20 protein-coding genes, 1 tRNA gene and 1 riboswitch are annotated in these 24355 nt (G+C 72.1%); of the genes, 6 read left to right on the plus strand and 15 right to left on the minus strand.

What is annotated here, in order from left to right; genetic code table 11:
• The first annotated feature begins 26 nt into the window (after window positions 1-26).
• Window positions 27-1505: an SDR family oxidoreductase gene (locus ACZ4FV_RS05195; RefSeq protein ID WP_395863001.1), complete on the plus strand. Its 1479-nt coding sequence runs from the start codon at window positions 27-29 to the stop codon at window positions 1503-1505.
• A gap of 48 nt (window positions 1506-1553) precedes the next feature.
• Entirely contained in the window at window positions 1554-1940 is a 387-nt protein-coding gene (locus ACZ4FV_RS05200) for a globin (protein ID WP_395863471.1), read from the plus strand.
• 178 nt (window positions 1941-2118) lie between these two features.
• Here the strand turns inward: ACZ4FV_RS05200 and ACZ4FV_RS05205 are convergent, their stop codons facing one another.
• The 9 genes from ACZ4FV_RS05205 to ACZ4FV_RS05245 all read right to left on the minus strand — a co-directional run bounded on the left by ACZ4FV_RS05205 (window position 2119) and on the right by ACZ4FV_RS05245 (window position 14559).
• Window positions 2119-4254, minus strand: a complete 2136-nt coding sequence (locus tag ACZ4FV_RS05205) for an MMPL family transporter (RefSeq protein WP_465321901.1) — start codon at window positions 4252-4254, stop codon at window positions 2119-2121.
• 265 nt (window positions 4255-4519) lie between these two features.
• The gene (locus ACZ4FV_RS05210) at window positions 4520-5167 is read right to left on the minus strand and encodes a DUF8185 domain-containing protein (RefSeq protein WP_395863005.1); all 648 of its coding nucleotides are present in this window, start codon (window positions 5165-5167) and stop codon (window positions 4520-4522) included.
• Complete coding sequence (locus tag ACZ4FV_RS05215) at window positions 5164-5604, minus strand: acyl-CoA thioesterase (protein WP_395863007.1); 441 nt, start codon at window positions 5602-5604, stop codon at window positions 5164-5166. The genes ACZ4FV_RS05210 and ACZ4FV_RS05215 overlap by 4 nt, the downstream gene beginning before the upstream one ends.
• A 132-nt stretch (window positions 5605-5736) precedes the next feature.
• Window positions 5737-7401: an energy-dependent translational throttle protein EttA gene (ettA, locus tag ACZ4FV_RS05220; RefSeq protein WP_395863009.1), complete on the minus strand. Its 1665-nt coding sequence runs from the start codon at window positions 7399-7401 to the stop codon at window positions 5737-5739.
• A gap of 265 nt (window positions 7402-7666) precedes the next feature.
• A complete protein-coding gene (locus ACZ4FV_RS05225; RefSeq protein ID WP_395863011.1) occupies window positions 7667-9043 on the minus strand; it encodes a Cys-Gln thioester bond-forming surface protein in 1377 nt (458 codons plus the stop codon).
• 584 nt (window positions 9044-9627) lie between these two features.
• Window positions 9628-10098 (minus strand): single-stranded DNA-binding protein, encoded by a 471-nt coding sequence (locus tag ACZ4FV_RS05230; RefSeq protein WP_395863013.1) that lies wholly within the window; start codon window positions 10096-10098, stop codon window positions 9628-9630.
• A gap of 228 nt (window positions 10099-10326) precedes the next feature.
• A complete protein-coding gene (locus ACZ4FV_RS05235; RefSeq protein ID WP_402234253.1) occupies window positions 10327-11922 on the minus strand; it encodes a GTPase in 1596 nt (531 codons plus the stop codon).
• Window positions 11923-12070: 148 nt separating this feature from the next.
• Window positions 12071-13450 carry an ATP-binding protein gene (locus tag ACZ4FV_RS05240; RefSeq protein ID WP_402234251.1) on the minus strand — a complete coding sequence of 460 codons (1380 nt, stop codon included), beginning with the start codon at window positions 13448-13450 and terminating at the stop codon, window positions 12071-12073.
• A gap of 56 nt (window positions 13451-13506) precedes the next feature.
• The gene (locus tag ACZ4FV_RS05245; protein ID WP_402234250.1) at window positions 13507-14559 is read right to left on the minus strand and encodes a Gfo/Idh/MocA family oxidoreductase; all 1053 of its coding nucleotides are present in this window, start codon (window positions 14557-14559) and stop codon (window positions 13507-13509) included.
• Between the two features lie 161 nt (window positions 14560-14720).
• Between ACZ4FV_RS05245 and ACZ4FV_RS05250 the strand changes: the two genes are divergently transcribed.
• Window positions 14721-14793: transfer RNA gene (locus ACZ4FV_RS05250), tRNA-Arg, on the plus strand.
• A gap of 286 nt (window positions 14794-15079) precedes the next feature.
• On the opposite strand, the gene ACZ4FV_RS05255 is transcribed toward ACZ4FV_RS05250, so the two are convergent.
• From ACZ4FV_RS05255 to ACZ4FV_RS05275, 5 genes are all read right to left on the minus strand, one after another.
• Entirely contained in the window at window positions 15080-15439 is a 360-nt protein-coding gene (locus tag ACZ4FV_RS05255; protein ID WP_395863062.1) for a hypothetical protein, read from the minus strand.
• 205 nt (window positions 15440-15644) lie between these two features.
• Complete coding sequence (locus tag ACZ4FV_RS05260) at window positions 15645-16418, minus strand: ABC transporter ATP-binding protein (RefSeq protein ID WP_402234248.1); 774 nt, start codon at window positions 16416-16418, stop codon at window positions 15645-15647.
• On the minus strand, window positions 16415-17569 hold the full coding sequence (locus ACZ4FV_RS05265; RefSeq protein ID WP_402234246.1) for a FecCD family ABC transporter permease: 1155 nt from the start codon (window positions 17567-17569) through the stop codon (window positions 16415-16417). The genes ACZ4FV_RS05260 and ACZ4FV_RS05265 overlap by 4 nt, the downstream gene beginning before the upstream one ends.
• The gene (locus tag ACZ4FV_RS05270) at window positions 17566-18582 is read right to left on the minus strand and encodes an ABC transporter substrate-binding protein (RefSeq protein WP_395863068.1); all 1017 of its coding nucleotides are present in this window, start codon (window positions 18580-18582) and stop codon (window positions 17566-17568) included. The genes ACZ4FV_RS05265 and ACZ4FV_RS05270 overlap by 4 nt, the downstream gene beginning before the upstream one ends.
• Before the next feature lie 122 nt (window positions 18583-18704).
• A riboswitch (cobalamin riboswitch) is annotated at window positions 18705-18943 on the minus strand.
• A 213-nt stretch (window positions 18944-19156) separates the two neighbouring features.
• Complete coding sequence (locus ACZ4FV_RS05275) at window positions 19157-19960, minus strand: DeoR/GlpR family DNA-binding transcription regulator (RefSeq protein ID WP_395863069.1); 804 nt, start codon at window positions 19958-19960, stop codon at window positions 19157-19159.
• A 135-nt stretch (window positions 19961-20095) separates the two neighbouring features.
• Here ACZ4FV_RS05275 and galT point away from each other — a divergent pair, with 135 nt between their 5' ends.
• From galT to galK, 3 genes are read left to right on the plus strand one after another with little or no spacing between them, the layout of a single operon-like run.
• Window positions 20096-21202 carry a galactose-1-phosphate uridylyltransferase gene (gene galT / locus ACZ4FV_RS05280; protein WP_402234244.1) on the plus strand — a complete coding sequence of 369 codons (1107 nt, stop codon included), beginning with the start codon at window positions 20096-20098 and terminating at the stop codon, window positions 21200-21202.
• Between the two features lie 5 nt (window positions 21203-21207).
• The gene (gene galE, locus ACZ4FV_RS05285; RefSeq protein WP_402234318.1) at window positions 21208-22173 is read left to right on the plus strand and encodes a UDP-glucose 4-epimerase GalE; all 966 of its coding nucleotides are present in this window, start codon (window positions 21208-21210) and stop codon (window positions 22171-22173) included.
• On the plus strand, window positions 22170-23279 hold the full coding sequence (gene galK / locus ACZ4FV_RS05290) for a galactokinase (protein ID WP_465321906.1): 1110 nt from the start codon (window positions 22170-22172) through the stop codon (window positions 23277-23279). Before galE ends, galK begins: the two co-directional genes overlap by 4 nt.
• A gap of 69 nt (window positions 23280-23348) precedes the next feature.
• Here galK and ACZ4FV_RS05295 read toward each other — a convergent pair whose 3' ends face one another.
• Window positions 23349-24290: an LLM class flavin-dependent oxidoreductase gene (locus tag ACZ4FV_RS05295; protein ID WP_395863075.1), complete on the minus strand. Its 942-nt coding sequence runs from the start codon at window positions 24288-24290 to the stop codon at window positions 23349-23351.
• Between the last annotated feature and the right edge of the window lie 65 nt (window positions 24291-24355).

Genomic DNA, 24355 nt, shown 5'->3' on the forward strand with positions numbered 1-24355 from the left:
GCGTGCCATCCGCGAGACTGGGCCGGGTGGACTCTCCCCTGTGCCTGGTCACCGGCGCCACCGGCTACCTCGGTGGCCGGCTGGTGCCCGAACTGCTCGCGGCCGGCTACCGCGTCCGCTGTATGGCCCGAACCCCGGCCAAGCTGCGTGACCACCCGTGGGCGGACCGGGTCGAGATCGTCCGCGCCGACGTGCTCGATCGAGCCGCGGTGCGCCGCGCCCTCGACGGCGTGGACGTCGCGTACTACCTGATCCACGCGCTCGGCAGCGGGCCGCGCTTCGCCGACACGGACCGCGAGAGTGCGCGCACCTTCGCCGCCGCGGCCGAGGACGCGGGCGTGGGCCGGTTGGTCTACCTCGGCGGGCTGGGCCCGGCCGCCGGGTCCGCCGCCCGCGACTCCTCGCCGCACCTGCGCTCGCGCGCCGAGGTCGGCGAGATCCTGCTCGCGTCCTCGGTGCCCGCGGCGGTGCTGCGCGCGGCGGTGATCATCGGCTCGGGGTCGGCCTCGTTCGAGATGTTGCGCCATCTCACCGAGCGGCTGCCGGTGATGGTCACCCCACGCTGGGTCACCTCGCGGATCCAGCCGATCGCGGTCCGCGACGTCCTGCACTACCTGGTCGGATGTGCCGAGCTGCCGCCGGAGGTGGACCGCGCCTTCGACATCGGCGGGCCCGACGTGCTGACCTACGAGCGGATGATGCAGCACTACGCGGCGGTGGCGGGTCTGCCCCGGCGGCGCGTGTTGCCGGTACCGATGCTCACACCCTCGTTGTCGAGTCATTGGGTGGGCCTGATCACACCGGTGCCCGGCGCCCTGGCCCGACCGCTGGTGGAGTCGCTGCGCAGCGAGGTGATCTGCCACGAGCACGACATCGCACGCTGGATCCCGGACCCGCCGGGCGGCCCGACCGGTTTCGACCGTGCGCTCGAACTGGCCCTCAAGCGCATCCGCGACGCGGACGTGGCCACCCGCTGGTCCTCGGCGGGCCTGCCCGGTGCGCCGAGCGATCCGCTGCCCACCGACCCGGACTGGTCCGGCGGTTCGCTGTACGAGGACGTCCGCGAGGCGGAGCCGGCCGCCTCCCCGGCGGCCGTGTGGCGGGTGATCGAGGGCATCGGTGGCGACAACGGCTGGCACTCGTGGCCGCTGGCCTGGTCGGTGCGCGGTGCGCTGGACCGGATCGTGGGCGGGGTCGGGCTGCGCCGCGGGCGCCGGGATCCGCACCGCCTGCGGGTCGGCGACTCGCTGGACTTCTGGCGGGTCGAGGAGGTGGTGCCCGGCGAACTGCTCCGGCTGCGCGCGGAGATGCGGCTGCCGGGACTGGCCTGGCTGGAGTTCACCGTCGGTACCCGGGACGGCCGCACGCGCTATCGCCAGCGTGCGCTGTTCCACCCCCGGGGCCTGCTCGGGCACCTGTACTGGTGGGCGGTGTTCCCCTTCCACGGCATCGTCTTCGGAGGCATGCGCCGAGGCATCGCCCGGGCCGCGGAACGATCGGGCTGAGCCTGCCCGGCCCGCCGGGCCATCTGGGAGGATGGAACGGTGACCGAGATGCGAGAGCCGGAACCGAGTCTCTACGAAGCCGTGGGCGGCGAGGAGACGTTCGTCAAGCTCGTGCACCGCTTCTACCAGGGCGTGCGCGAGGATCCGCTGCTGCGCCCGATGTATCCGGAGGAGGACCTCGACGGTGCCGAGGACCGGCTGCGGATGTTCCTGGTGCAGTACTGGGGCGGTCCACGCACCTACAGCGACCAGCGCGGGCATCCGCGGTTGCGGATGCGGCACGCGCCGTTCGCGGTGACCGAGGAGGCCCGGGACGCGTGGCTGCGGCACATGCGGGCGGCGGTGGACGACATCGCGCTGCCGGCCGAGCAGGAGAACACCCTGTGGGACTACCTGGTCTACGCCGCACAGTCGATGGTGAACCGACTGGACTGACGGGCCGACGGCCGCATCCGCGATGCGACGGAGGCTGCCGCCGGCACGTGGTCGGTGGCACGACGCGATCTTCCACCGAATCCACGTGCGCGGCTTCGCGGACGGCGAACCCGGTGCGGCCGGCGCCGGTCGGCGCGTTGTCGCTCGCCTCCGGCCCGGTGGGTCCGGGCGACGGCGATCAGCTCGTGCCGCCGCCGGACACGGCCGTGTGGTGGTCGGACGGGGACTGATCGGGTTCGGACGCACGCACCGGGTGCCGGTACAGCACGCTGGGCCACCACATCACCCGGCCCACGTCCAGGGTGAGCGCGGTGACCAGGATCGAGCGGACCACGATGCTGTCCAGGAGCACGCCGAGCGCGACCGCGAAGCCGATCTCGGCGAACGTGACCACCGGCAGCGTGCCCAGGACGCCGAACGTGCTCGCCAGCACCAGGCCCGCCGAGGTGATCACACCGCCGGTGGCGCGCAGCCCGATCAACGCCCCCGGCCGCGCACCGTGCCGGGCGCTCTCCTCACGCACCCGGGTCATCAGGAAGATGTTGTAGTCGATCCCGAGCGCGACCAGGAAGACGAACACGAACAGCGGCAGCGACGTGTCGGCGCCGGCGAAGCCGAAGACGTACTCGAAGACCAGCGCACTGGCACCGAGCGCCGCGGCGAAGGACAACACGACGGTGGCCACCAGGATCACCGGCGCGGCCACCGCGCGCAGCAGCAGCGCCAGGATCACCAGGACGGCCAGGAGCACGAGCGGGATGATCCACTTGTCGTCGTGCCGCTGGGCCCGGGCGATGTCGATGTTCACCGCGGTGGTACCGCCGACCTTGGCCGCCGCGTCCGGTACGGCGTGTGCCACGTCGCGCAGCCGCTCGACCGTGCGTTGCGCCGCGGTGCTGTCCGCGCCGTCCTTGAGCGTGGCGTCGATCTCCACCAGCCCGTTCCGGGCCCGGACCTGGTGTGCGGGCAGCACCCCCGGGTCGGTGGACAGCGCCGCGACCACGGCGCCGGCCGCCGGTTCGCGAGCGATCACCACGACCGGGGCGCCGGAGCCTTGCGGGAAGTAGCGGGCCGCGACCGCGGCGCCCTTGATCGACTCCGGGCGCCCGATGAAGGTGTCCTTGTTGCTGAGCCCGTCGGCCTTGAGCGCGAACAGGCCGAGCGAGAGGGCGGCCAGCGCGAGGCTCGTGCCGATCCACACGATCCGCGGCCGGCGGGCGATCCCGTTGCCCATCCGGGCCCACATGCCGGTGGCGGCCGGGTCGGCGGTGCCGTACCCGGGCCGGACCGGCCAGAAGACCCATCGACCGCAGATCACCAGCAGGGCGGGCAACAGCGTGACCATCGCGACCAGGCCGACCAGGATGCCCAGCGCGCGCACCGGGCCGAGCCCCGAGGTGGAGTTCATCCGCGCGGCCAGCAGGCACAACATGCCCACGCCGACGGTCGCGGCGCTGGCGAGCAGCGCGGGTCCGGCGCGCAGCAGCGCGTGCGCCATCGCCTCGTGCCGGTCCTGGTAGCGGCGCAACTCCTCGCGATAGCGCGCGACCAGGAGCAGTGCGTAGTCGGTGCCCGCCCCGAAGATCAACACGGTCAGGATGGCCGCGCTCCGGGCGTTGACCACGACCACGTCGTGCTTGGCGAACAGGTAGACGAAGGCCTGCGCGCCGAACAGCGCCGTCACCACGGTGAGCACCGGCAGCAACCACAGGGTGGGGCTGCGATAGGTGAGCAGGAGCAGCACGATCACCACGGCGAGCGCGCTGTACAGCAGTACGCCGTCGATGCCCTCGAACGCCTTGCCCTGGTCCGCGCCGATCCCGGCCGGGCCGGTCACGTAGGCGCGCAACCCCGGCGGTGACCCCTCGGTGATCGTGTCCACGTCGTCGACGACGTCGATGAACTCGCTCCAGCCGACCTTCGGGTCCATCTCGATCGGCGCCAGCACCTGGGCCGCCCGGCCGCCGGGCTCGAACGTCGGGTCCGCGATCGGCCCGACGACGCCCGGGGTGTGCCGGATCCGCTCGGTCTGCGCCAGGATCGCGGCGCGGTCCGGCTCGCTCAGCCCCGCGGCGCGCTCGTAGACGACGACCGCGGTGACCGTGTCGACGTCCTGGAGCCGACTCTGCAACTTGATCACCTTGGTCGACTCGGCCGCCCCCGGCAGCCACGCGGACGCCTCGTTGCGCTCGACGTCCGGCAGCTTGCCGGCGAGCGGGAACGCGCCGACCAGCAGCGCCACCCACACGATCAGCACAACCCACTTGGATCGCCGCCCACAGGGCCAAGTGGCCATCGCCTTGACGCGCTCCATGGTCCGGTCCCCTCGCCACGAACAACGCTCGTCACACAACGCCGGTATGTGTCTCCCGAGACAAAGATCGACACACCACGTCGCCGAACATGACGGAGCGTCAAGGAAACCTGACGAGGCATCAGGAGGCGTCGGTGCGACGTCGGTTCGGCCCGAACAGCGGTCTCGGCCGGCCACAGGCGTCGGCCGCTCGGGGCATGTCGGTCGACGCGCGGGCCGGGGCGGGTGCCTCGGGCGTGTCGAGGACCCCGGCCGGACCGGGGCGTCAGCGGGTGAAGAGGATGCCCGGGGCGCCTTCCCGGCGGACGGAGACCGAGCCGAAGCGGGCCTCCAGGCGCAACCAGGTGCCGCAGGCGAGGATCTCCACCCGTGCCTCGGGGTCGGGTGGGCCCAGGAAGCCGAACGACTGGGCGGCGTGCGCGGCGCGGAGCGGGAGTCGTCCGGTCATCGGTCGGGTCCAGATGTCGGCGGCGATTCGGTCGAGTTCGGCGCGCGGCAGGCCGGGCTCGGCGCGGGATCGGAACTCCGCGACACCGGCGGCCACTTCGCGGGCCAGGTCGAGCACGGCGAGCTCGGCGACCCGCTCCCAGCCGGTGCGCGGGGGGAGCAGGCCGGCCCACCCGGGACCGGTCACCGACGGCGGCAGGGTAACGCTCGCGTCGTCGGTGATCGCGTCCAGGAGTTGCCCCGCGGACACGGTAGCGTCCACGGTCGCGGGCCCGGCCAACTCGCTCGCGCGCAGCGTGATCACGCCCGACGCGGCCTCGCCGAACGGCGGGTGGCCGAACGTACCGAGCACCGAGCCCTCGGCTCGCACCCGCACCACCGCGCGGCGGTCGTAGCGCAACAGTCGGCTCAGATAGCCGCCCAGGTCCGCGGCGGCGGCGGGATCGGCGAAGCGCAACACGGTCATGGGCGGACCGGCCGCCCCTCGGGCTCGTCCCGCGGCTCGACGAAGCGCTCCAGATAGGCCCGCTCCTCCGCATTCAATCGCCGGGGGCGCTGCTCGTCGAGCGAATAGGGCACCAGCACCGACAGCGCCGTCGCGTACACCTGCTCGTCGTCCTTGACCTCGTAGGCGAGCGTGAACCGGGCGGCGCCGATGTGGGTCACCCACGTCTCCACCCGCACCGGCTCGGCACGCCACACCAGCGGTCGTTTGTAGTCGATCTCGTGCCGGGCGATCACCACACCCTCGGAGAGCGTCTTGGCCCCCTCGCGTTGTCCGAGGGTGAACATCATGTCCACGCGCGCCTCCTCCAGGTAGCGGAGGTACTGCACATTGTTGATGTGCCGGTAGGCGTCCATGTCGGACCACCGAAGCGTCGCCTGGTAGATGTGCCTGGCCACGTGCCCAGTCCTCTTCTCTGTTCCCGTGTCGATGCGTCCCGAGTGCCCGAGCGTGCCGGCCGGAGGACGCCGGTGGCCTGCCGTATGCGGGCATACGACAGGCCACCGGTTACGCCGTGCCGACCGGGTGGGTCAGTTGCGCTTGAGCTTCTTGTACGTCGCGCGGTGCGGCCGGGCCGCCTCGGCGCCCAGGCGCTCGATCTTGTTCTTCTCGTACGACTCGAAGTTGCCCTCGAACCAGAACCACTTCGAGTCACCCTCGTAGGCGAGGATGTGCGTGGTCACCCGGTCCAGGAACCAGCGGTCGTGCGAGACGACCACGGCGCAGCCCGGGAACTCCAGGAGCGCGTTCTCCAGGCTGGACAGGGTCTCGACGTCGAGGTCGTTGGTCGGTTCGTCGAGCAGCAGCAGGTTGCCGCCCTGCTTGAGCGTCAACGCCAGGTTGAGGCGGTTGCGCTCACCGCCGGAGAGCACCCCGGTGGGCTTCTGCTGGTCCGGGCCCTTGAACCCGAACGCGCTGACGTAGGCCCGGGACGGCACCTCGACGTTGCCGACCTTGATGTAGTCCAGGCCGTCGGAGACGACCTCCCACAGGTTCTTCTTCGGGTCCAGGCCGCCGCGCGACTGGTCGACGTAGGAGACCTTGACGGTCTCGCCGACCTTGATGTTGCCCGCGTCCGGCGTCTCGGCGTCGATCAGCATCTTGAACAGCGTGGTCTTGCCCGCGCCGTTCGGACCGATGATGCCCACGATGCCGTTGCGCGGCAGCGTGAAGGACAGGTCGTCGATCAGCAGCTTCTCGTCGAAGCCCTTGCTGAGGTGGTCCACCTCGACCACGACGTTGCCCAGGCGCGGACCCGGCGGGATCTGGATCTCCTCGAAGTCCAGCTTCCGCATCTTGTCCGCCTCGGCGGCCATCTCCTCGTAGCGGGCCAGGCGCGCCTTGCTCTTGACCTGGCGGCCCTTCGCGTTGGAGCGGACCCACTCGAGCTCGTCCTTGAGCCGCTTCTGCCGCTTGGCGTCCTTCTGCCCTTCGACCTTGAGGCGGGTGGCCTTGGTGTCCAGGTAGGTGGAGTAGTTGCCCTCGTAGGGGTGCAGCCGACCGCGGTCGACCTCACAGATCCACTGGGCGACGTTGTTCAGGAAGTACCGGTCGTGGGTGACCGCGACGACGGTGCCGGCGTACTTCTCCAGGTGCTGTTCCAGCCACTGGACGCTCTCCGCGTCGAGGTGGTTGGTCGGCTCGTCCAGGAGGAGCAGGTCGGGCGCTTCGAGGAGCAGCTTGCACAGCGCCACGCGGCGCTTCTCGCCACCGGAGAGGTTCACGATCGGCCAGTCGCCGGGCGGGCAGCCCAGTGCGTCCATGGCCTGTTCGAGCTGCGAGTCGAGCTCCCAGGCGTTCGCGTGGTCGAGCTGGTCCTGCAGCTCGCCCATCTCGGCCATCAGCTCGTCGGTGTAGTTGGTCGCCATCTCCTCGGCGATGGCGTTGAACCGGTCCAGCTTGCCCTTGATCTCCTTGACGCCGTCCTCGACGTTCTCCAGAACGGTCTTGGACTCGTCCAGCGGAGGCTCTTGCAGCAGGATGCCGACGGTGTAGCCGGGGGACAGAAACGCGTCGCCGTTGGACGGCTGTTCCAGCCCGGCCATGATCTTCAGAACGGTCGACTTACCCGCGCCGTTCGGGCCGACGACGCCGATCTTGGCTCCCGGCAGGAAGCTGAGCGTCACGTCGTCGAGGATCACCTTGTCGCCGTGCGCTTTACGCGCCTTGCGCATGGTGTAGATGTACTCAGCCATGCGTCCAAGCCTATGGTCTGCCGGGCAGTGCCCGTGCATGGGTGCCCGCAGGGCGCGCGATCGTCGGCGCCGGGTCGCGGGATTTCGGCGCCGGGCCGCGCGATCGTCGGCCGCGGGGCTCCTCGGCCGGGCAGGCGGGCCACTCGTCCTCGAACGCCGGACCGGCCCGCGACGGTGGTGCCGGGGGACGACGTCGGGCCCCGACGCGCCGGCTGCGCGTCGGGGCCCGACGGTTATCGGTGTGCTTCGATCAGCGGCGCCCGAATCAGGCGGCGGCGCCGTCCGAGCCGTTGTTGCGGCGGCGCATGTAGAACACCAGTCCGCCACCCGCGAGCAGGAGCGCACCGGCGCCGCCCAGGATCGCGGGGGTGTTGCTGCTGTCGCTACCGGTGGCGGCCAGGTCCGGACCCTTCGGGTTCACCGGAGCCGGCGTCCCGCCGGTGCTGCCGCCCGAGGTACCACCGGTGACACCTTCGGTGGCGCCGGCGGTCTTGCAGTCGAGCGTGCCGGTGAACTCCTTGGCGGTCTTGCCGTCGGGGCCCACGATGGTGATCTTGTAGGCTTGGTCTTCGGCGACCTTGACGACCTGGTCGACCGACTTGCCGGCCTCGACGGTGGTTTCCTTGCCGTCGAGCTTGAACTTGTACGACTCGTCACCGGTGTTCTTGACGGTGACCTTCACGCCGCCGTCGACACAGTCCTTGGTGGCGTTGATCTCCGGGAGCGGGCCCTTGCCGGGGTTGCCCCACTTGGCGATCGCCTTGTCGGAGGTCTGCACCTTCTGCTTGTCCGCGACGATCAGGAGCTGGCTGGTCGACCCGTCCTTGTTGACGCCCTGGAAGACCCGACCCGCCTGCACGGTCGACTCACCGGAGACCTGGAAGGTCTGGCTGCCCGCCTTGGTGGCCTTGGAGGCGTTCACGTAGAGCTTGTCGCCGTTGCCGACCTTGTCGACCGGCTTGCCGTCGGCGTCCACCAGGGTCGCCTTGGCGTCGGCGTCGCCCTCGAGCAGCTTGGCGTTGATCGACTTGCCCTCGGCGTTGGTCTTGACCTCGAACGGGCCGATGCCGGGCTTGTCGTTGATCTTGCCGGCCTTCTCGCCCGGGGTCACCGAGAGCGAGACGGGAGGCTCGGTGACGTCGCCCTTGTTGGCGTCGCCGACCAGGTACTTGTAGAGCTTGACGATGTCGCCGTCGTTCTTCTTGCTCTCGTCCAGCTTCTGGCCGTCGGTGAAGTGCCAGATGGCGACCTGCGTGGCGGCGGCGGCCTCGCCCTCGGTCAGCTCAGGAGCGCCGACCTTCGCGCGAACGGCCCCCAGGTCCACCGTCGGGAACGAGTTCAGGAGCACCCACTTGACCTTGGCCTTGTCGGCCTTGGTGCCGAAGGAAGTCTCCTTCCAGCCCGACTCGTCGTACTTCGCCTCGTCACGAACGAGCGTGTGGAAGTCGATGCAGTAGGTGCGCAGGATCTTGCCGTCGACCTCGAGCTTCAGGATCGAGGCGCGCTGCGACTTGTCCTTGCCCTGCAGGAAGATGTCCGCACCGACATCGCCGCCCTTGTAGACGCCCTTGGCGCCTTCCGCACTGGCCGCACCCGCGAAACCGATCACGCCGGCCGCCGCCAAGCCGCCGGCAATGATCATGGCCGACAAGCGGGTGGCCGTCCGTCCCGGTGTACGGAACATGTGGTGGTCCCCTCGAAAATGTATGCCGACTCGCGCGGCGCATGGTTCCCCCGAGCGGGGCGCGAGTAAAGAACCGTTGAATGGTATGAGGAGTCGGGCCACCTCTCGCGACCCGGGGTACTCATTTGTTTCACGTTCTTTACCTCGGGAGAAGATCCACGTCGAGGATGTCAATTCGCATATCGGGAAGTCGACAAGTCTTCGACGGATATAGCCGCCTATGGGGTGCGTCAAGCCGCTTAGACGCTGATCAGGGCCATCTCATCCGCTATTGATTTGTCAGTGTTCACAACCGACCGAATCGGTCTTTTTCGTGATCAACGCCTCGTCTCGGGCGCTATTCGCCCCCATGATCCGGCTTTTTCCACCCTCCCACCCCATCGGTTGAGGGACATGCGACGGTTGGTCTGATTTGACGCGGATCGCACCCGCTCCGAGTCGTCACAATTCTGTTCCAGATTCGTTCCCGAAACCGCCTTGAATTATCTCCGCCATCAACAATGAATGGCTTTCCCGAACACGCGATCACACGCCGCGGCAATTCACGCGGCCTCCTCCGCGCCGACGGATCCGGGATCGGACCCGATCGCGAGGGTGCCCTGCTCCGCCGCCGAACCCGCCGCGACGCCGTCCGCCACCACCGACAGACGCGCGGGCCGACCCACCCGCCGAAACTCCGCGACCCCGCGGGCGAGGTCGTGTCCCACCGAGGACGCGTCGATCTCGGTGACCGTCCACCATCGCCCCTCGCGCTCCCACTCGCGCACCCGCAGCCGACCCGTGACCACCAGTGGGTCGCCCTTGTCGATCGAACTCGTCACGTTCTCCGCCAGGCCCCGAAAGCACACGATGGTGTAGAACGACGCGTCCCCCGACACCCACGTCCCCGTCTCCCGATCGAAGCGCCGGGGCGACACCGCCATCCGGAAGCGGGCCAGGGGCACGCCCGCCTGGGTCATCTGGACCCGGACATCGCTGGCGGCATTGCCGATCACCGTCACGTACGTGTCCACGCTTGCCTCCTGTGTCGCCGCGGGTCACGGCGTGCCCCGCGACATCGCCGTCCGCCCTCGACGATCCGGCACCGGGCGGTCGACCGGCGGCGGGCCGGGAGGGGCTGTGGACAACTCGGCCCCTGTGCACGACACCACGTCACCCACGTGAGGGACGCCCCGGCCGCCCGTCGCCCACGTGGGTGACACCGCCCCCGCCACGCCTCCCGCCCCGCCCCGCCCCTCCCCTCACCCCCGCCGCATCGGCTCCCGAGCCGTCACGAAATACCCGTGCGCCTCCCGATACCGCGCCAACTCCCCCTCCACCGGCCCGACCAACAACCGATCCGCCACCTCCCCGACCCGCGACCGCAACGCCGCCGCCACCTCCGCCGTCCGCCGGTCCGCCGCCGTCCGCGCCACCCGGCGCGCGCACCACACTCCCGCCACCACCAGCACGAGCCCCGCCACCACCACCCACCACGAGGCCGGCATCCCGAACCCACGCGCCGCCGGCCCCCCGGCCCGGGCCGAGCCCGCACCGACCACCCCGGCCGCCACCGCGAGCACCCCGACCCACTGCGCGCCCACCGCGACCCGCACGCCGAGCGCCGGCGGAGCGGCCTCCGGCCCGGCCCCCGTCAGCACCGCGGGCAACTCGTCCGGCAACCTCCGCAACCCCTCGGCCGACACTCGGTGCACGCCACCCACCCACTGCGCGGGCAACCCCCGCGTCCACCTCGCCCCCGCCCGCCGGATCACCCGCTCGGCCCGATGCATCTGTACCGGCGCGGGCCGCGTCGCCGGCCGCCGCACCCGACGACCCGACAGCGGCCCGCGCGGCACCCGCTGCCCCTCCCCGGCGGCCGCCGCGAGAACCGCCACCCCGGCCGCGTCGCACAACCCGTCCACGAGCGCGTCGCGGTCCTCGGCGGTGAACCCGTCCACGTCCGGCGCCACACCCGCGAAATACGGCTCGAGGCGTTCGGTCAACGCGTCCAGATCCGCGGCCAGCCGGGTCACCGACGCCTCGCCGGGTCCGGCCGCGGCCACCACCACCCGGCGCAGTTCGGCGATCCCGATCCCGGTCTCCGGCGACGTCGCCAGCACCCGCACCTCGGCGAGCCCGTCGGCCGCCAACAGCGCCCGCACGTCGGTCAGGCAGGCAGCGAGGTCCCCGGCCGGCAGCCGGTCCGCGTGGTTGAGCACCACCGTCATGCCGGGCCCGTGATGCCGCAACGGCCGCAGGTAGCGCTCGTGCACGATCGCGTCGGCGTACTTCTGCGGATCGAGCACCCACACGATGTGATCCGCGACCGCCACGACCGCGTCCACCTCGGCCCGGTGCGCGAGGTCGATCGAGTCGTGATCGGGCAGGTCGAGCAGCACCAGGCCGGCCGGCATCCCGCCGCCTCGGCGCGCGTCCAACGAACCGTGCCGGGCCACCCGGTGCGCCGGTTCGATGCCGAGCAGGTCCAGCAACGGCGCCGCGCCCTCGGGATCCCACGCGCACGCCAGCGTGGTCCGGGTGGTCGGCCGTTCAGCGCCGGTGTCCGCCAGCCGCAACCCGGTGAGCACGTTGAACAACGACGACTTGCCGGCGCCGGTGGCGCCGGCGAGCGCGACCACGGTGTGCCACGTGGCCGTGCCCAACCTGGTCTCGGCATGCCCGAGCAGGTCCTCGATCAAGGCGAGATCGGTGCCGGGCAGCCGATCCCGGGCCAGCGCCGCGGTGCGATCGAGCGCGGCCAGCCGAGCCATCAGCCGCCCCGCCTCCTCGGTCCCACTCGCGTGCCGGGCCCGACGCACGGCGAACCGATCGACATCCTGCCCACCGGCGGTCACCCCGGCCTCCGCTCGGAACCGGGTCGCACCCCGACCCGCCTCTCGCGGCGGCGCACCCGAGCCGGCCCGCCGCACCGCGTACGACCCGGCTTCCGCGCGAGACCGGTACGCGGCCCCTGCTCGCGCTCGGGCCGCGCCCCGCCGCCCCTCACGCGCTCCTCCGCACCACGTCGAGCGCCTCGATCAACCCCGCGTCGGCCCGGGCGGGCAGGAGCGCCACTGCCGCCACCCGCCGCGCGCGCTCACCGTCCAGCGCCTCCGCGACGACGGCGCGCAGCGCACGATGGAGATCGGTGATCAGCCGCGCGGCCGGCTCGGATCCGATCCGGACGCCGAGCCGCCCCGCCGCGTCGCGGCCGATGCCGGGCCCGAGTTCGGCGCCACCGACCGCGGCGATCAGCGCGAGGGGCTCGGCCCGGTCCGGCCACGCGAGCGGCCCGGGCCCGGGCCGACGGATCCCGCCGCGCGGCAGACACCCCGCCGACCGCTCGGCGCCCCGCGCGAAGGCGTCCGCCACCAGCGCGTCCAGGCTCTCCAGTACCGCCCGCGCGGCCCCCGCCTCGTCCCCCTCGTACCAGCGTCCCGCCGCCGAGCCGCGCAACAACGACCCGTCGTCGAGCGCCCGCAGCGCCCATCGCGAGGTCGCCGCGTACGCCCGATCCACGCACTCGCGCGCCCGCCCGGCCGCCTCGTACTGTCGCCCCACCGCCTGCGCGAGCGGCGGCACCCGCCGATCCAGGCTGTGCAACAGCCCGCCCAGGGTGCGCCGGACCACCGCGGCCCGCGCGTCCGGATCCGCGCCGCGCTCGGCGAGCCACGTGCGGATCGGCACCACATTGCGCTCGGGCAACCCGGCCCCCGGCTCGGTCTCCACGATCGGGTACAGCGGCACATCGCCCAATCCGGCGTGCCGCAACAATCGGACGTAGTCGGGCCGGACCCGGTCGAGTACCTCCGCCGGCACCCGGTTCAACACGATCGCCAGACGGGTGTTGCGATCGCGCGCGAGCCGGAGCAGGTGCCACGGCGCGGCGTCGGCGTAGCGCGACGCGGTGGTGACGAAGATCCACAGGTCGGCGGCGCCGAGCAGGCGAACCGCGATCCGCCGGTTGTCGGCGGAGACCGAGTCGATGTCGGGCGCGTCCAGCAGGGCCATCCCGGGCGGTACCCGCTCGTCCAGCTTCAGGTCGATCCCGGGCTCCGCGGCGAACCAGTGCCGGTCCCCCGACCGACACACCAGGACCGGCACCCGGGTGGTCGGCCGGAGCGAGCCGGCCACCGTGATCTCGCGCCCGACCAAGGCGTTCACCAGGGTGGACCGACCCGCGCCGGTGGACCCGCCGACCACCGCGAGCAGCGGCGCGCGCGGCACCGCGAGCCGGGGCAGCACGTAGTCGCCGAGTTGGTCGATCAACTCGCGACGGGCCGACCGCGCCTGCACGGCGCCGGGCAGGTCGAGCGGGAAGCACGTCGCCACGACCTTGTCCCGCAGGTCGGCGAGGGCTGCGGACAGGGTGTCGCTTCCCATGATCACCACGGGCGACCAGTGCCCGAATTGTCCGCATTCCCAACGTGCCGTCGCGGTTACAACGCGACGGTCACTCCGTCGGCGGAGGACCGCTGCGCCGCCTCGATCGTCTCCAGGACGGACACCGCCTCCTCGATCGCCACCGGCGGCGCGCCCTCGCCCCGCACCGCGCGCGCGAACGCGGCGTAGTAGTCCTGGTAGGCACCCGGCTCGGTCTCCACCGGCACGGTGTCCCCGGGCGTACCGAGCCTTCCCCACGCCGACGGTGGCTCAGTCCCCCACCCGGGCGTACCGACCTCCGCCCCGGCGCGCAGCAGTTCCTCCTGCGGGTCCATCCCGAACTTCACATACGACGCCTTCGAACCGAGCACCCGAAAGCGCGGTCCGAGGTCGGCCGCCGCCGCGCTCATCCACAGGTGCGACCGCACCCCGCTCGCGTGGGTGAGCGCCACGAACGAGTCGTCGTCCACGAGCGCCCCGGCCCGCCGGGCGGACAACTCGGCGTACACGTGGGTGGGTCGCCCGAACAGCGTCACCGCCTGGTCGATCAGGTGGGTCCCGAGGTCGTACAGGATCCCGCCCAGCGCCGCCGGATCGGCCTGCTCCTTCCACCCCGAGGTCCGCACCTGCGGTCGCCACCGCTCGAACCGCGACTCGAAGCGGTACACCTCACCGAGCCGCCCCTCCTCGACCAACCGCCGCACGGTCCGGAAGTCGCCGTCGAACCGACGGTTCTGGTACACCCCCAGCACCCGCTCGCAGCGCGCCGCCGTCGCGGCCAGCGCCCGCCCCTCGGCGGCGGTCCCCGCGAACGGCTTGTCCACCACCACGTGCAGCCCGGCCTCCAGCGCGCGCTCCGCCAGCGGTACGTGGAAGCGGTTCGGCACAGTGATCACCACGAGGTCGAAGTCACCCGCGCGAGCGAACATCTCGTCGGTCGTCCCGATCAGCTCGGCCTGCGGATGCCGCTCGTGCGCCGTCGCCCGGCGCTCCGGATTCCCGGTCACCACGGCGGCCAGTTCCAGCCCCTCCGTGGCCTCGATGACCGGTGCGTGGAAGGCCGAGCCCCCTACGCCGTAGCCGACAAGTACAGTCCTTGTGGGACCCACTGCGCCTCCCTCTGCCCGATTCGGCCCTTCTCTGATCACATTCTGGCCGCCAACTGCGTCTGATCAGGTAACGGTGACCGCCGGAACGTCGGTGAGGCATGCACACGGCCCTATTCTGTTGTGCCGCGACCGGATCCAGTGCAAGATCCTGATTCGCCCACGCCCTCGTAGCTCAGTGGACAGAGCAGGTGCCTTCTAAGCACTTGGTCGCAGGTTCGAGTCCTGCCGGGGGCACAGTCACGCCGCCGTCCGCCGCCCGCACCCCCGGGCGGCGTCCGCGCAGGTCAGCGCCTTGGTGGGGAACGTCGTGCGGCGCCGAGCGGCTTCGGCGCCGGCCGTCGGCGGGCCGATGGTGTCCGACCGTCACCGTGCTTGCGCGAGCGGTGACAGAACGCGTGCGACGACCGGAACCCGCGCGCCGATATGACCTCTTCACGCTCTTTGTGCGGCGTGGACCGCCGGCCGAAAACACACCGGCCCCGGCGCGTGCGCGATCCGGCCCGACGGGCCGCCCGTGCGTTCAGGCGGCCGGACCGTTCTGGCTCAGGGCGAAGGCGGTGGCCTGGAGCGCGATGGCGGCGAGGGACAACGGCAGGGTGATCGTCACGCGACGGCCGCCGCGGCGGCGGGGACGGCGGACCAGGGCGATCAGGGCCGTCACGAAGCTGAGCGCGAACAGGCCGAAGACCCAGGGAAGTCGGGTGCCGTACCAGTCGCGGCACGTCTGGTTGGCGCAGGATTCGGTGGCGCCGCCGAAGCCGATCAGGACGAACAGATCGACCATCGCGACCACGACGAAAAGGAACAGGCCGACGACGAACGCCGCCGCGCGGGCGAAGCCTTCGCCATTGCTGCCCGGGGTGGGAGGCGTGTAGGTCATGCGGATCACGCTAGGCGGCGGGTCCGACGCGAACATCCGTACAACTACTCACTTCCGCCCTTCACCCGCCCGGACGGCACCCGCCGCGCATCGGACATATCGAATGCATCGGACACACCGGACCTCTCGAACACGGCGAACACGGCGAACACGGCGAACGCACCGGGCACAGCCGCCCCGACCGCCCGTCTCGGCCCGGCTTCCCCTACAACACCACCACCAGCGGCGTCCCGGTCCGGGGGTGCGTCCGGATGTCCGTCTCGATCCGGTACACCCGCTCGATCGTCGGTGCCGTCAGCACCTGCGCCGGCGTGCCGGTCGCCACCTCCCGGCCGTTGGCCAACAGGCAGATCCGGTCGCAGAACATCGCCGCCAGGTTGAGGTCGTGCAGGGCGACCAGCACGCTCACGCCCAGCCGACGGACCAACCGCAGCAGTGCGAGCTGGTGGTGGATGTCGAGGTGGTTGGTCGGCTCGTCCAATACCAGCAGGCCCGGCTGCTGTACCAACGCCCGTGCCACCAGCGCCCGCTGCCGCTCACCGCCGGACAGCAGCGCGAACGCGCGCTCGGTCAGGTCGGCGAGTTCCAGCAGCTCCACCGCCGCCGCCACGATCGCCCGGTCGGTCGCGTCGTCCGGGTCGAGCAGGCCCTTGTGCGCGGAGCGGCCCATCGCGACCACGTCCCGCACGGTCAGCGGAAAGTCGGTGGGCATGTCCTGGAGTACGGTGCCGATCCGGCGTGCGGCCCAGCGCGCCGAGTGCGTCCACACGTCCTCGCCGTCCAGGAGTACCCGGCCCGAGGTCGGCCGGTTCACCCGGTACACGCTGCGCAGCAGGGTCGACTTGCCGCTGCCGTTGGGGCCGAGCAGACCGACCACCTCGCCGGGCTCGACGGTCAGCGACACCGCGTCGACCAGGGGCCGGCCGTTGATCGCGAAGGTGACGTCGTCCAGGACCAGGCGTGCCGCGGGCCCGGTCATCGTGCGCCCGCTTCCCGGCGCGCGTCCCGGCGCAGCAGCCAGACGAAGAACGGGCCGCCGACCAGCGAGGTCACGATGCCCACCGGCAACTCCTGCGGCGCGAGCACCGTACGCGCCACCAGGTCGGCGCAGATCGCGAACACCGCGCCGAGCAGCGCGGCCACCGGCAGCGCGCGCCGATGATCCGCGCCGACCAGCAATCGCACCACGTGCGGCAACATCAGGCCGACGAAGCCGATCACGCCGCTGACCGCGACGACGACCCCGGTGAGCACCGCCGCGAGCAGGAACATGCCCTGCCGAAAGCGCTGGACGTCCAGGCCGAGCGCGGCCGCGCTCTCCTCGCCGGCCAGGAGCAGGTTGAGGTTGCGCGCCTGGAGCAGCAGCACCACCAGGCCGATCGCGAGCGCGAGGGCGGGGACGAGCAGCAGGGTCCAGCGGGCCGAGCCGAAGCCGCCCAGCGTCCAGAACAGCACCTGGGCGGCGAGTTGCGGATCCGGTGAGGTCAGCACGAGCAGGCTGGTCAGCGAGGACAACACGGCGCTGACCGCGACGCCGGCCAGGACCAGTCGCACGGCGGTGACCCGGCCGCCGGAGCGGGCCACCGAGAAGACCACGAGCAGGGTGATCAGTCCGCCGGTGAACGCGGCCGCGTTCAGGGTGAGCGCGCCCAGCGAAAGGCCGCCGATCGACGCGACGCCCCAGCGCATCACCAGGACCGCTCCGGTGGCCGCGCCGGAGGAGACGCCGAGCACGTCCGGACCGGCCAGCGGGTTGCGCACGATCGCCTGGATCACCATGCCCACCACGGCCAGCGTCGCGCCGACGACGGCGGCGAGCAGCACCCTGGGCAACCGGGTGTCGGCGATGATCAGGTCGTGTGCGCGGCTCCACGACGGCCGCACCCACGCGTCTCCGCCGACGCGATGCGCGAGGATGCGCCACGTCTCCGACCAGGGCACCGACACCGACCCCACCAGCAGCCCCGCCGCGGCCGCCGCGAACAGCGCGACGAGGAGGCCGCCGACCACCAGCGGAAGGCGGACCCGGCCGCCCGGGACGACCGCCGCACGGCCGACCGGTGGTGTCGGCGGGCCCTCGCCGCGCAGGACCGCGACCCGTACCGCCACCGGGTCCCGATCGACCGTCACGGCCGGTCGGGGTGCAGTTGCCTGGCGAGTTCCTCGACCGCGTCCACCGAGCGCGGCCCGGGCTGCGCTACGGACAGCGAGATCACCGGGAAGGCGTTCGCGCGCAGCGCCGGTACGTCGGCGAGTACCGGAGTGGCCTTGAGGGTGGCGATCTTGGCGTCGACCGGCGGCGTCACGTAGTCGTAGATCAGCACCACGTCCGGCTTGCGTTCGGCCACCTGCTCCCAGGAGACCTTGGTCCAGCGCTCGTTCAGGTCGGCGAACACGTTGGTGCCACCGGCACGGGTGATGATCTCGTTGAGCATCGAGTTGCCGCCGGTGGTCTGCGCGGCGTCGGCGCCCGAGTTGTACACGAACACCTTGACCGGCGCGGCGCCGGCGAGCCGCGCGGTGACCGCGTCGAGCCGCTGCCGGAACGCGGCGGCGGAGCGCTCGGCGCGCTCGGGCACGCCGAAGATGCCGCCGATGGAGCGGAGTTCGCCGTAGAGCTGATCGAAGGTGACCGGCGCCTTGGCGCAGCCCTCGGGGTTGAGGTGGGTCTTGATGTTCAACTCGCCGAGCCGCGCCCGGGTGTGGCCGGACGACTCGGAGAAGCCGTCCGGGTAGCCCGAGTAGACGAAGTCGGGGGTGGCTTCGAGGAGTTTCTCCAGCGAGGGTTGCGCGTCGGCGAGCACCGGGATCCGCGCGTACGGCTCCTTGTACTTGTCGCCGATGGTCCGGCCCTTGAGGTAGGCGGTGCCCACCATCCGGTCGGCCAGGCCCAGTTCGAGCATCAGCTCGGTCGCGTTGGAGGTCAGCGTCGCGGCGCGCTGCGGCGGCCGGTCGTAGCTCGTGGTCACACCGCAGTTGTCGGTGTCCGCGTACGGCTTGTAGGCGGCGGGTGCGGGAGCGGCGGCCTTGTCGTCCCGCACGGCGCCGCCGCACGCGGTCGCGAACAGCGCGAGGGCGGCCACCGCCGCGGCCCACGAATATCGGTGTGCCGCCGGCATCCGCCCGGGTATCTGCGTACGCATCGTCGAAGCTCTCCCTTGCGAGTCCTCGTCGGGGGAACTCGGGAGGGAGTACGGCGGCGGACACCGCACGGCGCCGTCGTCCGACGGACCCGCCCGCGAGGTCCCGGAAGTCCGCGTGCGTGAGGCGTACGCGGGCGACGGCAGGTCTTCGGACTCGTGGGCGGGTCCCGGGAGCCACGGGTGTGGCCGGGATGCCTACCGGTCGTCGCTTCCCGGGACCCGTTCGACCGGGGCCCAGTGCGTGATGACGACTTTCGTTCCCACTTACCGCTGCGGGGCAGTTCCGGATTCGCACCGGATTCCCTCTTGCGACACCCGGAATCGGTCGAAGCCGGGTGAACCGTTCGCAAGGGCAGCCTAACCAGGGCGCCTCGACCGTCGAGCGAGGGGGCCGGGACGGGCGCGCCGAGGGTCGCGGCGGCCGAGTGAGGGGCCACGGCGGGAGGACCGGCTCGGGTCCGGGCAGGGTCCCGCGCTCGGGTACGTGCCCACCCTTACCCGCTTCGCGCCGTGCCCGCCTACTCCGCGCGCTCCGGTACATGCCCACCCCGCACCCGCTGCGCGCAGCGGCCGCCTACTCCGCGACCAGGATCTCCAGCCCCACGTCGCGCAGCGCGTCGAGCGCCTCCGCATCGGCCGCGCCGCTCGTGATCAGCAGGTCGATGTCCGCCAGCGGGCACACCTCGGCGAGTTCGACCCGGCCCAGCTTCGAGCCGTCCGCGACCACGACCCGGCGACCCGCGGCTCGCAACATCGCGCGTTTGGCCTCGGCCTCGGGCAGGTTCACATTGGTGATGCCCCCGGTGGGATGCACGCCGTTGCAACCGATGAAGACCGTGTCGGCGTGGATCCGCTCCAGAATGTGGTCGCCGAGCGGATTGATCAGCGAGTGCTGCAACGGCCGCAGCGTGCCGCCGGTGACCACGACCGAGAACCGCGGGATCGCCCGTTCCAGCTCCAGGGCGATGGTCAGCCCGTTGGTGAACACCACGAGGTCGCGCAGTTCCTCGCGGTCCACCAGCGCGCGGGCCACGAACGTGGTGGTCGTGCCCACGTCCAGCACCACGCTCTCGGACGGCGACACCAGTGCCGCGGCCGCCCGCCCGATCAGCGTCTTCGCGGGCGACGCCGAGGTCAACGCCTCCTCGAAGGACGGCTCCACCCGGGGGTCGCGGCCGGTGAACATCGCGCCGCCGCGGACCCGGCGCAGCCGGCCCTGCCGCTCCAACACCTCCAGGTCGGCCCGGACCGTCACCCGCGAGATGCCGAACGCCTCGGCCAGGTCGGTGACCTTGGCGAAACCCCGGTCCGCGATCGTCGCTGCCATCCGGGCGCGGCGGCCCTCGGCGGGCAGTCCGTCGGTGTCGTCGTCAGGCATGGGCAGCATCTTGCGGACACCTTTCGAAACTTGTCAAACCGCAGGTGACCCCCGGTCGATCCCGCCAAATGGCAAGCCTGCTGGCATCTTTCCTTTCTCATTGACAAGTTTTGGAAAGCTTCGCAAAATGAGCGCATGAAGAAGACGCAGGCCGTCATGGCCGACGGTCGCGAGATCGTCTACTACGACACCCGGGACGACGCGGTGCGCACCGCCGTCGACCACCGCGATCTCGCGCCCGTGGTCAGTGGCTCGGAGATGCGCTACGACCGACTGCTCGACGAATGGGTCATGGTCGCCTCGCACCGGCAGACCCGGACCCACCTGCCCGCCGCCGACGCGTGCCCGCTGTGTCCGTCCACGCCCGAGCGGGCCACCGAGGTCGCCGAGTCCGACTACGAGGTCGTCGTCTTCGAGAACCGCTTCCCGTCCATGTCCGGCTCCTCCGCGGCCGACGGCGGTCCGCCGGCGGGCCCGGAACCCGGCTGGGACCACGCCCCGTTCCCGCGCCGACCGTCCGGCGGACGGTGCGAGGTGGTGTGCTTCACCCCCGAGCACGACGCGTCCTTCAAGGACCTCACCCCCGAGCGCGCGCGCCTGGTCCTGGACGCGTGGACCGACCGCACCGCCGAGTTGTCCGCGCTGCCCGGCGTCGAGCAGGTGTACTGCTTCGAGAACCGCGGCCGGGAGATCGGCGTGACGCTGCCGCACTCGCACGGGCAGATCTACGCCTACCCGTTCGTCACCCCGCGCACGGCCGCGATGATCGCCACCACGACCGCGCACCGGCACCGCACCGGCCGCAACCTGTTCGACGACGTGCTGGCCGACGAGCGCGCGGACGGGTCGCGGATCGTGGCCGAGGGCGGGCACTGGACGGCGTTCGTGCCCGCCGCCGCGCGCTGGCCGTACGAGGTGCACCTGTACCCGAACCGCCGGGTGCCGGACCTGCTCGCGCTGGAGGAGGCCGCGCGCGCCGAGTTCGGCGCGATGTACCTGGACCTGCTGGGCCGCTTCGACCGGCTGTTCGACGGCGAGCCCGCGCCGTACATCTCCGCGTGGCAGCAGGCGCCGGTCCGCTCGGGGCGCCAGGACTTCGCGCTCCACCTGGAGCTTTTCTCGATTCGCCGGGCACCGGGCAAGTTGAAGTACCTTGCCGGGAGCGAATCGGGGATGGGTGTGTTCATCAGCGACGTGCCGCCGGAGACCGCGGCGGCACGACTGCGGGAGGTCGGCGAATGAAGCTCATGGTCACCGGCGGCGCGGGCTACGTGGGCAGCGTCGTCGCCGCCCACCTGGTCGCGGCCGGCCACGAGGTGGTGGTGCTCGACGACCTGTCCACGGGGCATCGGGACGCGGTCCCGGACAAGGCGCGACTCGTCGAGGGCCGGGTCCAGGACGCCGCCGAACATCTGGACGCCTCGTTCGACGCCGTGCTGCACTTCGCCGCGTCCTCCCTGGTGGGCGAGTCGGTCACCGACCCGGCCGAGTACTGGCACAACAACGTCGGCGGCTCGCTCGCGCTGCTGGACGCGCTGCGCACGCACGGCGTCACCCGCTTCGTGTTCTCCTCCACCGCGGCCGTGTACGGCGCCCCCGAGGTCTCGCCGATCACCGAGGACGCGCCGTGCGCGCCGACGAACCCGTACGGCGCCTCGAAACTGACGGTCGATCGCCTGATCACCTCGTACTGCGCCGCGTACGGCCTGCGCGCGGTGAGCCTGCGCTACTTCAACGTCGCGGGCGCCCACGGCCGGTACGGCGAGCGGCACGCGACCGAGACCCACCTGATCCCGCTCGCGCTCCAGGTGCCCAACGGCACGCGCGGCTCGGTCGCGCTGTACGGCACCGACTACCCGACGCCCGACGGCACGTGCGTACGCGACTACATCCACGTCGCCGATCTGGCCGACGCGCACCTGCTCGCGCTGGACGCCACCGAGGCGGGTGGCGCCGCGACCGGGCACCTGATCTGCAACCTCGGCACCGGCACCGGCTTCTCGGTCCGCGACGTGGTGGACGCGGTCCGCACCGTGACCGGATGCGCGGTGCCCGCGCACGAGGCGCCGCGCCGGGCGGGTGATCCGCCGGTCCTGGTCGCCGCCGCCGACCGGGCGCGCGACGTGCTCGGCTGGCGTCCCACCCGGACCTCGCTCGAGGACATCGTCGCGGACGCGTGGTCGTTCCTGCGGGACGGCGAGGCCGTGCGATGAGCGAGTTCCGTGTCGAGGGCGTCTGGGCGGCGCCGGGCCGGGTCAACGTGATCGGCGAACACACCGACTACAACAACGGGTTCGTGCTTCCGATCGCGATCCCGCACACCGCGCGCGCGGCGGTCGGGCGACGTACGGACGGCCGACTGCGGCTCGCGTCCGGCCATGCGGGCAGCGAATCGCTCGACATCGCGATCGAGGACCTGGCGCCCGGCGCACCGGCCGGCTGGGCCGCGTACCCGGCGGGCGTGTTGTGGGCACTGCGCGAGGCGGGACACGAGGTCGGCGGCGCCGACATCCGGATCGACAGCGACGTGCCGGTGGGCGCGGGGCTGTCCTCGTCGGCGGCGCTGTCCTGCGCGGTCGTGCTGGCGCTCGACGACCTGTACGAACTGGGCCTGGATCGCGTCGGGCTGGCCCGCATCGCGCAACGCGTGGAGACCGACTTCGTGGGCGTCCCGGTCGGGATGCTGGACCAGATGGCCTCGCTCGGCTGCGTCGCGGGCCACGCGTTCTTCCTCGACTGCCGCGATCTGACGGGCACTCATGTCCCGTTCGACTGCGAGGGGGTGGGGCTGCGTCTGCTGGTGATCGACACCCGGGCCCGACACGCGCTCGTGGACGGCGGGTACGCGGAACGGCGGGCCTCCTGCGAGGAGGCGGCAGGACTGCTCGGGGTGCCGTCGCTGCGCGAGGTGGCCGACCCGGACGCGGCCCTGGCGGCGCTGCCGGACGGGCCGCTGCGCCGTCGGGTGCGGCATATCCTCACCGAGAACGCGCGGGTGCTGCGGGTGGTCGAGGCACTGCGGGCCGGCGACGTGCGGGCGATCGGGCCCGAGTTGACCGCGTCGCACGTGTCGATGCGGGACGACTACACGATCTCCTGCCCCGAACTCGACACCGCCGTGGACACCGCGCTGGCCGCGGGCGCGCTCGGGGCGCGGTTGGTGGGCGGGGGCTTCGGCGGCTCGGCGATCGCACTGGTCGACGCGGATCGGTGCGCGGCGGTCGCGGACGCGGTGGAAAAGTCCTTCGCGACCCGGGGATTCACCGCTCCGCGATTCTTCGAGGCGGTGCCGTCGGCGGGTGCGCACCGGGAATCCTGACCGCTCCCGGGCCCGCCCGGGAGCACGAGGGCGTCGACCCGGCTGCCGCTCCCGTCGTGTCGGCCGGGCTCACGTCACCTCGGCCGCGGCCGCGCGGAGCAGAGGCCGGACTTCGTGCGCGGTGCGGCGCATGACGGGCAGGAGCGCGGCCGGGGGCAGCCGGGCGGGCTGGGTGTGGCACAGGAGCTCGGTGGCGTGCGGATAGCCGGGGTCCGCCCGCAGGGACCGGGCCACGGTTTGCGGGGTACCCGTATACATGTTGCCGATTGCCAGGTAGTCGGTCGGCGTGAAATCGACCGGGAAGCGGCCGGCGGCTCGGCCCCGGGTGATCCACGGGATCAGCCGCTCGGTCAGGGCGGTCGAGGCGCCGGGGTGCACCGGACGGGAGAGGGCGACGCGGGTCGGGGTGTACCGGGCCAGGTGTTCCGCCGCCTCGCGGTCGCCCGGGAGCGGGCCGGCGGGGCCGCTCGAGCGGCGGCCGGAGAGGATGCCGAGGCCGCGTTCGACCGCCCACGCGATGCCTTCGGGACTGCCCGTGCCGAGCCATATCCGGTCGCGCAGGGTGGGTGCGGACGGGACCAGGTCGGCGCCGGTCAACAGGTCGAGCACGGTGTCCACGGTCTCCCGGAGCCGGGCGTGCCGAGCCTGGTACGGGACGCCGAACGCTTCGAACGTCGCGGGGTCGGAGCCCGCCCCGAGGCCCAGTTCCAGCCGGCCGGCGCTGAGTGTGTCGAGCGCGGCGGCGTCCTCGGCGAGCCGGATCGGGTGCTCGGTCGGGGCCACCACGACGGCCGTACCGAGACGGATCCGGGTGGTGCGTTCGGCGATCGCGGCGAGCAGCACGAACGGGGAGGGCGCCGACGCGCCCTGCGCGCCCAGGTGGTGTTGCGCGACCCAGAACGAGTCGTAGCCGAACTCCTCTGCGGCGACCGCCAGTTCGATGGTCTCGCGATAGACCGCGCGGGCGTCGTCGCCGGCTCCGGCCACGTGGGTGAGGAAGCCGAGCCGCACGCGTGTCATCCTTCCGAGCCGCGAAACGCCCCGGTGGCATTCGCGGGATCGTCCGTTTTCCACCC

The sequence above is a fragment of the Embleya sp. NPDC025285 genome (assembly GCF_055558835.1).